This is a genomic window from Rhizobium sp. 01L410 (assembly GCF_056400165.1).
This window is the reverse complement of the sequence record NZ_JBFTST010000011.1, coordinates 193,381-202,966: the sequence shown is the minus strand read 5'-3', so window position 1 is coordinate 202,966 and position 9,586 is coordinate 193,381. Positions and strand designations below refer to the sequence as shown.

General features: G+C 62.6%; 7 protein-coding genes. 6 read left to right on the top strand and 1 reads right to left on the bottom strand.

What is annotated here, in order from left to right; genetic code table 11:
* The 5 genes from AC1DV9_RS22955 to AC1DV9_RS22935 form a co-directional block, all read left to right on the top strand.
* On the top strand, positions 1 to 510 hold a 510-nt coding region (locus AC1DV9_RS22955), incomplete at its 5' end, for a TolC family protein (protein WP_477950163.1).
* A gap of 535 nt (positions 511 to 1,045) precedes the next feature.
* A complete protein-coding gene (locus AC1DV9_RS22950; protein WP_477950162.1) occupies positions 1,046 to 2,368 on the top strand; it encodes a polysaccharide biosynthesis/export family protein in 1,323 nt (440 codons plus the stop codon).
* Positions 2,369 to 2,386: 18 nt separating this feature from the next.
* Positions 2,387 to 5,599 (top strand): glycosyltransferase, encoded by a 3,213-nt coding sequence (locus AC1DV9_RS22945; RefSeq protein WP_477950161.1) that lies wholly within the window; start codon positions 2,387 to 2,389, stop codon positions 5,597 to 5,599.
* A gap of 3 nt (positions 5,600 to 5,602) precedes the next feature.
* Complete coding sequence (locus AC1DV9_RS22940; protein ID WP_477944598.1) at positions 5,603 to 6,859, top strand: glycosyltransferase family 4 protein; 1,257 nt, start codon at positions 5,603 to 5,605, stop codon at positions 6,857 to 6,859.
* A gap of 134 nt (positions 6,860 to 6,993) precedes the next feature.
* Positions 6,994 to 7,686: a sugar transferase gene (locus AC1DV9_RS22935; RefSeq protein ID WP_112516396.1), complete on the top strand. Its 693-nt coding sequence runs from the start codon at positions 6,994 to 6,996 to the stop codon at positions 7,684 to 7,686.
* On the opposite strand, the gene AC1DV9_RS22930 is transcribed toward AC1DV9_RS22935, so the two are convergent.
* Entirely contained in the window at positions 7,676 to 7,873 is a 198-nt protein-coding gene (locus AC1DV9_RS22930) for a hypothetical protein (protein ID WP_477950160.1), read from the bottom strand. The two genes, AC1DV9_RS22935 and AC1DV9_RS22930, sit on opposite strands and share 11 nt — an antisense overlap.
* A 245-nt stretch (positions 7,874 to 8,118) precedes the next feature.
* Here AC1DV9_RS22930 and AC1DV9_RS22925 point away from each other — a divergent pair, with 245 nt between their 5' ends.
* The gene (locus AC1DV9_RS22925) at positions 8,119 to 9,579 is read left to right on the top strand and encodes an oligosaccharide flippase family protein (RefSeq protein ID WP_477950159.1); all 1,461 of its coding nucleotides are present in this window, start codon (positions 8,119 to 8,121) and stop codon (positions 9,577 to 9,579) included.
* Positions 9,580 to 9,586 lie beyond the last annotated feature (7 nt).

Below are 9,586 nucleotides of genomic sequence, written 5' to 3'. Positions count from 1 at the left end.
TCGGGCTCGATCTCGCCCTCCTACGTCCGCCCGGTCGGCGGCAATGGCGGCCTGACCACCTGGTCCTTCGGCCCGACGCTGAACCTGCCGATCTTCGACGGCGGCCGCCTGCGCGCCAATGTCGACATCACCAAGTCGGATGCCAAGGCTGCCTATCTCGCCTGGAAGTCTGCGGTGCTGAGCGCCGTCGAGCAGGTCGAGAACGCACTGTCGGCGGTCCGCCGCGATGCGCAGACGGTTCAGGCCCTGCGTGCCCAGGTGAAGACCACCCAGGAATCGCTCGAGCTCTCGACCGCCAGCTACAAGGACGGCGCGTCCTCGCTGCTCGACGTTCTCGATGCCCAGCGCAACGTCTCGACGGCCCAGGCAAGCCTGGCCGCCGCCGTCCAGCAGATGGCCAAGGACTACGTCTCGCTCAACGTCGCCGTCGGCGGCGGCTATGCGCCCGATGGCGCAAAGCCGAGTGCTGTCGCGAAGGTGGAAACAATCGCTCCGCCGAAGGGAAGCTGAACCGCGGCAAGTGTGCAACAGAAGGTGCTAAAATGCGGATCATCTGCCCGAAAACCGGCTATTTTGCCCCGGTTTAAGCCCTTAACCCAAAGGGATTAGTTGATTTCGACCATCGATATGGCATCCTGACCTCGGGATCGGGGAAAGTAGCGAGTAGAACCTATTCCAAATGCGGCAGCTAATACTCGCGGACTATAGAGCCGCGACCTGGCTCCTTGCGGAAGGGCTCGCTTCGGAACACGGAGCGAGCCCGGTTTCGTTGATATCCAGGGATCTTGCGCGGCGGGTGCTGTTTCGGCCCGCTTCATGATGCTGTCCGCCTCTCCTTTTTCACGCTAATCCGAATGAAGCATTTCGGGCCCCGCCGCGCGGACGCTTCAGTGCGTCCCATGCGCGCGAGCTACCCCAGCGGCCAAAAGAACTAGCTGCGCCTACCGCCTCCAGGGGATTTCGCTCGCGGGCGTTTCGCCTGATCATCCGTGCCAGTATGCCCGGCGGCCCTCCGCCAGGACGATGCGAACCATGAGGCTGTCAGATGACCATTGGCGCAAAAGGACGCGGACGCTTCTCCGCGAAGGTTGCGGGCGCCGCCCTACTCTTGCTTGCAGCCGCCCCGTCAGGCGTTCTGGCTGATGAAAGTGGCTACCAGGTCCGTCCCGAAACCAAGCTGAAGGTCACCGTGGTCGAATGGGTGGCCTCGACCGGCGACTACAAGGAATGGACCGCGCTCAACGGCGAATTCACCGTCACGCCGGCCGGCAACATCTTCATCCCGATGATCGGCCAGATGAATGTCGAGGACAAGACGGTCGACGAGATCTCGCAGCTGATCGGCGCCAACCTGAAGCGCATCACCGGACTGGCGACCGCGCCGACCGCCTCTGTCGAGGTGGTCAAATACCCCATGGTGTATGTCAGCGGTGCCGTCGAGCGCTCCGGCGAATTCGAATTCCGCCCCGGACTGACCGTCAAGCAGGCAATGGCCATGGCCGGCGGCAAGGAACGCCGCAGCAGCCCGCAGGGCGAATATTCCGACGCCGAGCAGATCCGCTATGCCGGCGATCTCGGCCGCCTCGAACTGCAGCTGAAGCAATATATGGCCAAGCGTGCCCGGCTGATGGCCGAGTTTTCCGGCAAGGATGCGATCGAATTTCCGCCCGAGATCGCTGCGGGAAGCCAGGATCCGATCATCAGCCAGATCATCCAGAGCGAGACAGCCCTGTTCAAGGCCCGTGCCGATGCGCTGAGCCGCGCGCTGCAATCAGCAACCGAGCTCGAAACCCTGCTGACCAGCGAAATCAGCGTCCTCGACGAGAAGATGTCGACGCAGGACCGGCAGGTCACCATCGCCCAGGACGAGTTGAGCGACATCTCCAAGCTCGTCGATACCAAGATCCTGACCACCTCGCGCAAGACAGCCCTCGAGCGCACGGTCGCCGAAATGCAGGGCAGCAAGCTCGACCTCGTCGTCGCCTCGATGCAGGCCAAGCAGAAGCTCAGCGAAACCAAGCGAGACGCCGAAACCCTGAAGAGCCAGCGCACCACCGAAGCCGGCCAGGAGCTGCAGACCACCGAGTCCGACATCGAGGATACCAAGCTGAAGCGGGCAACCACGCTCCAGCTCCTGCAGATCGCCGGTGCAACGGTGTCGCGCTACCAGAGCCTCAAGGCTGTCGACCTGCAGCCGCTGGAGTTTTGGGTGACGCGCACCGCGAGCGACATTCCGACGACGAGCGAAGTTCAGGACACCGAGGAACTGCAGCCCGGTGACGTTCTCGATGTTCGCTACAACGTATCCACCAGCTTCCAGGGAACGGTCATTTCCGCCCTGGAACCTGAACAAAAACAAACGCCCTAGGGAGCTGCGAGGATAGACATGGTCATTCAGGAGATCGGCAAAATCGTTCCCGGCAATCATCACGCTTTCGATGAGACGCAGCGCGAATACATATCCTTCCGTGACATCTGGGCATTCCTGAAGCGCCACGCCGCGCATCTGGCGATCTGCACGGCACTCGGCGTGTCGGTCGGCGGGCTCTATATCTTCAGCACCGAGCCGATCTTCTCGGCAACGACCCGCCTGGTCATGGACCCCGAACAGGGCCGCATCGCCTCGCAGGACGCCTTCACCGGCACCATCATCATCGAAGCCGCCGAAATCGCCAGCCAGGTGGAAATCGTCAAGTCGGAATCGATCGCCCGCGACGTCATCGCCAAGCTGAAGCTCGATCACGACCCTGAGATCATCGGCGGCGAATCCTGGCGCGGCATGATAACGGGCGCCATCAAGAGCATCATACCGGGCATGCACAAGCCGGAAACCGCACCGCAGTCCCCCACGGAGACGGCCGAGGAAGCACTGATGCGCCGCACGATGGCGTCCTTCCTCTCCCGCGTCACGGTGACCCGCGTCGGCCAATCCTATATTCTCGAAATCGGCTACAGCTCCACCGATCCGGAAAAGGCGGCCCGCGTCGCCAATGCCATTGCCGACGCCTATATCCGCTCCGGCCTTGCCGAGCGCGCCGCCGCCGCGCAGAGCGGCGCCAAGTGGCTCGAAAGCCGGTTGATCGAAGTTGGCCGGAAAGCCCGCGAAACGGCGATGCAGGCGGAAGAATTCCGCGCCAAGAACGGCATCATGGAGATCAATGCCACCTCCTCGCTCGACCAGCAGCAGCTTTCCGAAATCAGCACCCAGGAACTCAGCGCCCGTACCCAGACGGCGGCTGAAGCTGCAAAATACGATGCGCTCGCCCGCCTGAAAAACGGCGGAGAGCCCGATGCGACGGTGCAGGAAGCCGTCAACAATCCGCGCATCCAGAAACTTCAGGAGGACCTGAGCGTCGCCGTGTCGAAGCTCAACAATCTGACCGGCCGTTACGACGCGGGCAATCCAGCCGTCGTTGCGGCACAGGACGAGGTCGCCGGACTGAAGAAGGCGATCGACGACGAATATACCCGCATCCAGTCGCTTTACGCCACCAATCTGGAAGTCGCCAAGAACCGCGAACAGCTGCTCAAGACGCAGCTGGAATCGCTGACCGCCGCCGGTACCGACAAGAACCTTGCGCGTGTCGAACTGACCGAGATGGAAAGCCAGGCCACCACCTACCGCCGGATTTACGAAACCATCCTGCAGCAGGTGACCGGCGCCATCCAGCGCCAGTCCTTCCCGATCGGCAACGCCCGTATCGTCACGGCGGCCACCGCTCCGCTTTCCAAGAACTGGCCGAAACCCAGCCTCATCATTCCGCTGACCGCCATGCTCGGCCTTGCCGGTGGTCTCGGCATGGCGCTGTTCAACGACGGTTACCGCCGCCGCCTCAATGTCCTCGGGCGGCTGCGCAGCGAGCTCGGCATCAATTCGCTCGGGACCATCCCGTTGATCGGCCGCGAAGGCAATCTTGCCGCCAGCGTCTCGCCCGTCAGCATCGACGTCGCCTACCGGCGGGTTCTCGATGCACCCTATTCACGCTTCACGGAATCCTTGCGCAGCATACGCGGCGCCATCGACGCCGCATTCCGCTCCAACAACTCGACTGTGATCGGCATCACCTCGATCACGCCTGGCGCCGGAAAGACGACGCTCAGCGTCAATCTGGCTCAGGTCTACCAGCATGAAGGCAGCAATGTCGTTCTCGTCGATGCAGACTTCATCAACGCCCGCCTGAGCGCAGTCGCAGCCGACTCCGGCCCGGCCTTCGGCCTGAAGCTGCTCGGCTCCGATCACGCCGCCCGCAAGAACAACCAGCGTCCGAACGATCTCGAGCCGGTGGTGGATAGCGAGGGCGCGCTCGCGACCGTTACCGTACCGGACATCATGCGCTCAGCAGGCCCGCACCAGCGCTTCGGCCATCTGATGGCCTTGCGCCAGGAAATCGAGGCGTTGCGCCGCAAGTTCAAGATCGTCATCGTCGACATGTCGCCCTTCGAAGGGTCGGCTGATACGCGCCAGATCTGCAGCTTCATGGACGGCGTGCTGCTGGTTCTCGACAATGGCAGCGACGTGACCAACGACCGTATTCAGAATGCCCTCAGCGAATTCAGCAGCGGCCGCATCAATCTTCTCGGCGTCGTCACGACCCAGATCAGCGCCGCAAAGCCGAAAGTATCGGGCGGCCGTCACAAGCTCCTGAAACCAACCGGCCCCACCCGGACCGCCTCGGTACCGGCAATCATCAACCGCGCTACGGCAGCGCCGCTGAACATGGTGGTTGGGATCGCCAGCTCCGGGCGCCGCGACATCCTCTCGGCCATCCTGCCGCAGATCTCGAAGCAGACGCGCCAACCCGACGAGGTCATCGTCTGCGTCACCTCGACCACCGATATCGACCAGGTGTCGCTTTCCTCGCTCGCCTGCCCCGTCCGCATCATCATTTCCGAGCGCGGCCTCTGCAGACAGCGAAACGAGATCGTCGCCAATGCCGGAAACGCCGGTGTGGTGCTCTTCCTCGACGACGACTTCATCATGGTGCCAAACTACATCGAACGGCTGGAAACCATCTTCCAGACCCATCCGGATGTCGCCATGTGCACCGGCCGGGTATTGGCCGATGGCATCATCGGCCCCGGCATCTCCGTCCACGACGGGTTGAAGCTGGTCAGCGACCGCGCCCGGCAATCGTCGAACCTGCCAATGACCATCAGCCCGATCTACAACGCATACGGCTGCAACATGGCAATCCGCATGTCGGCGGTGAAGGCAGGCGATATCCGCTTTGACGAAAACCTGCCGGCCTACGGCTGGCTCGAGGACGTCGATTTCAGCCGCCGCATCGCCGAATACGGCAGCGTCGTCTCCGCCGACAGCCTCGAAGGCGTCCATCTCGGCGTCAAGGTCGCTCGCACGGCGGGTCTGAAGCTCGGCTACTCGCAGATCGCCAACCCGATCTATCTGATGCGAAAGCAGACGATGGGTACGCGTTACGGCACAGTCCAGATCGGCCGCAACGTCGCGGCGAACTTCGCCAAATGCCTGCGCCCGGAACCCTGGGTCGATCGCCGCGGCCGTCTGAAGGGCAACATGCTTGCGATGCTCGACCTTTTCCGCGGCCGGTTGACCCCGCGCCGGATCGAAAGTCTGGAATAGCGGATGCGGCACCGTCAGCCCGATCGCGTCGTGATCATCAATGACCGTTCCGAACGGGTCGGCGGCGCGTCCAATCTGGCGGTCCTCTCCGCCGAACTGATCCGTGACCGGGGCATTCCGGTCACCTACTTCGCCGGCGACGGCGTCGAGCACGGTATCGCTTCGGCCGAGATGGTCGGCGTCGGCGGCATGCCGCTCGTCAACCAGCACAAGCTGGCGGCAACGATCGGCGGTCTTTACAATCAGGCCGCATACGACAGCCTGCGCGGCGTGATCGCCCGCACCGATTCACCCGGCACGATCTATCACGTTCATGGCTGGTCGAAGATCCTCTCGCCGTCGATCTTCCGGGCGCTCTGGCGCGTCCGCTCGCGGGTGGTACTGCACGCCCACGACTATTTCCTCTCCTGCCCGAACGGCGGCTATGCCAATTATCAGAGCCACCGCGTCTGCAACCTGACCCCGATGTCGGCGCGCTGCCTGACGACGCAATGCGACAAGCGCGGCTATCACGAGAAGGTCTGGCGATCAACCCGCCATCTGATCCGCCAGCACTTCTTCCCGACGCGCTACGTTCCGGCCAATATCGTCATCGTGCACCAGCACATGCATGAATATTTCACCCGGGCCGGCATCAATGCCGAATTCATCCGCACAATCCGCAACCCGGTGGAGCCCTTCCTGCACCTGCCGCCCAGTCCGGCGGAGACGAAGAAATTCTTCTTCATCGGCAGGCTGGAGCCGGAAAAGGGCTTCGAGGATGCGGCGCGCGCAGCGCGTCTCGCCAATGTCCCGCTGCATGTCATCGGCGATGGCGCCGGCCGCGCGGTGCTCGAACGCGATTATCCCGAAGCCGTCCTGCACGGCTGGAAGAGCAAGGAAGAGATCGCTGGCCTCGTCACCGACGCGCGCTGCATCGTCATCTCCTCGCGCGTGCCGGAACCCTTCGGTCTTGCCGCGGTCGAGGCGGTCGCCAGCGGCATTCCCGTGATCATTCCACAGGCCGCACTGCTCGCCCGCGAGATCGCCGATCTCGGCTGCGGATTGACCTTCGAGAACGGCAATATCGAAACCCTGGCAGCCGCCATGCGGCGGCTTGCCGATGATGACGCCCTCATTCGCACCATGAGTGCAAACTGCCTGCGCCAGCGCTCCGGCATGGCACATACCTCCCTCTCCTGGGCCGAGGCCCTGTTCGAACTCTACGATGAGATCCTCGAACGGGCACATGCTGGCCAAGAAGCTGCACTTGCAGGGTAATCCCGCATCGCAAGGCAACGATTGGACGCGCCCGATTACCTCTATGTGACTAGCCGACTACCCTCAGGATGAATTGTAAATGGCCAGAGGCGCTGGCAACCTGATCATGGGTTCAAGGGTAAATGGGGTTTGATATGTTATCTGCTTTCGACGGCTTTGCCCGCGGTGACCAGGTCACGCCGGAGATCCGTGTCGTTGCAGCCGGCTACCGGCTCAAGCGTACCCTCGACATCGTTTTCGCTAGCCTCGGCCTGCTGTTTCTGGCCCCGGCCCTGATCCTGATCGTCATCGCCCTTTTGATCGTCGATGGCCGTCCAATCTCCTTCAGCCATACCCGTGTCGGCAAATACGGCCGCCCGTTCCGCTGCCTGAAATTCCGCTCGATGCGCACCGATTCCGCCGAGCGCCTGGCCGAAATCCTGGCGACCGATCCGGTGCGCCGGGCCGAATGGCAGGAAACCCAGAAGCTGATGAATGACCCGCGCGTCCACTGGCTCGGCAAACTCTTGAGAATGACCAGCGCCGACGAACTGCCGCAGCTGATCAACGTGCTGCGCGGCGAGATGAGCCTTGTCGGCCCGCGCCCGATCATCGCCGAGGAAATCGAGCGTTACGGCGCCAACGCCCATGTCTATCTGGCGATGACCCCTGGCCTGACCGGCATGTGGCAGGTCAGCCGCCGCCAGGACACTTCCTACGAGGAACGCGTCCAGTACGACGTCGATTACTACCGCTCGTGCTCGTTCACGACGGATATCAGCATTCTCTGGAAAACGGTCGGGGTGGTGTTTCTCGCTCACAACGAGAAAGAGCGGCTCACCAAATGAAAATGGCGGCGAGAATGATCCAGAAGGCGAGGCAAAACAGCGCCAAGCCCCAGCGGAGCTTGTATTTCAGGAAAGACGGACGGCCATCCGGCGCCTGGCCGGGACCGGCATCCTTGGAAAGATCACTGAAGCTGGCCGCGCTCTGCGCATATGCAGATTTACGTGCCGCCTTTGACTCTGTGATCATGACATTGTCTCCCTACCTATTCGGCAGCCGACTCAGTACAAGCTCTCCGTCCTGCCGGGAATCGCATACCGCGCAAACCTTGTCCAACGATTGTTTCTCGGGCTGGCAAGGCGGCGCCGTATCTATCCAGGCTTCAGTAATAACACCGCAGCCGCCTTGTTGTTCAATCCGCCGCGAGGTTCGGTGAGATGAACGAGCGGGAGGAAAGACCGGACAGCCAGAATCCGCAGCAGAAAGCCAGGCGCATGAAGATGCCCGCCTTCGTCGGTGCGGGGCTCTGGACGCTCTCTGCCAAGATCGTCTCGCAGCTCGCCCAGCTGCTGGCATTCCTGCTGGCCGCCCGCATCCTGGAATCGGCGCAATTCGGCTTCTATGCCTACAGTTCGGCGATCGCCATCCTGCTTGTCCTCTGCGCCGAAGGCGGCTGGGGCGAATATGTCATGAAGTCCCACAGCACCGGCCGCGAGCTCGACCAGATCGGCACGATCGCGGTGATGTCTGGCGTTCTCTGCACCGGGGTCGGCTTCCTGATCTCCGGCGCCCTGCATGTCTGGAACGAGCAATGGCTCGGCATTCTGATCGCGCTCTACAGCTGTTGGTTCCTGCCCTCCTCGCTATCGGTTGTTTATGACGGCATCCTCGTCAATCGCGGGCAGTTGAAGCAGCAGTCGATCATCCGCATCGTCGCCGAAGGCTTCGGGCTCGCCGTCACCATCGCCGGCTTGCATGCCGGCTTCCACGTCGCCTCGCTGATCATCGGGCGGCTGGTGATGCAGACCACCTGCCTCGTCGGCTCCTTCATCGTCGTGCGCTGGTATCCGCGTTTCCATCTCACGCGCGCCTTCCTCTTCGATATCCTCGAATTCTCGCGGCACATCCTGTCCAACCGGATCATCTTCTATCTGCGCTCCTATTCCGGCACGCTAGCACTCGGCAGCTTCCTGGGCCTGGCCGAAGCCGGTTACTACCGCGCTGCCGAACGGATCGTCGGCGCCATTTCCGAGCTACTCGGCGAACCGGCCCGCATGCTGGCCTGGACGGCCTTCCGCAAGATCAAGGGCCAGCCTGCCGACCCGCAAAAATTTGAAGAGCTCGGCCGCACCGCAACGCATTTCATGACGGCGCTGATGATCGTTTCGGCCCCCGTCTATATCGGCCTTGCGCTGGTCTCTCCCGCGCTCGTCGACATCGCGCTCGGCGACAGCTGGGCGCCGACTGCGGCACTCGTCTCCATCCTCGCCATCAAGCAGGTTCTGCTGATACCGGGCTACGTCACCGAGCCGCTGCTGTCGATCACCGGCAACATCGCCCGGATGCCGCGCCTGATGCTGCTGAACGGCGTCGTGGCGATCGCCCTGATCGTCGCCGCAGCACCCTTCGGGGTCGAGGCCGCCGCCTTCGGCCAGTGCATCGCCGCGCTGATCAGCCTGAAAATCTCCGCCCACCTGCAGGGCCGCTATGGCGGCCTCGACTGGAAGCGGGTGTTCCGCGATTGCGGCTATGTCTTCATCGCGATCCTCGCGATGTCGGCCATCGTCTATGCCTTCGGCTATATCGGCGAAGCGACGGCGATGACCCGCCTCGAGATGATTGCCTTTCAGGTGCTGTCAGGCGCCGTGACCTATTTTGCAGCACTGGGGGTGATGCATCGGTTCCACGGCGGCGTCGTTCCGATCTGGGAGGTGAAAGATCAACACAAGACTTAGTGACCAT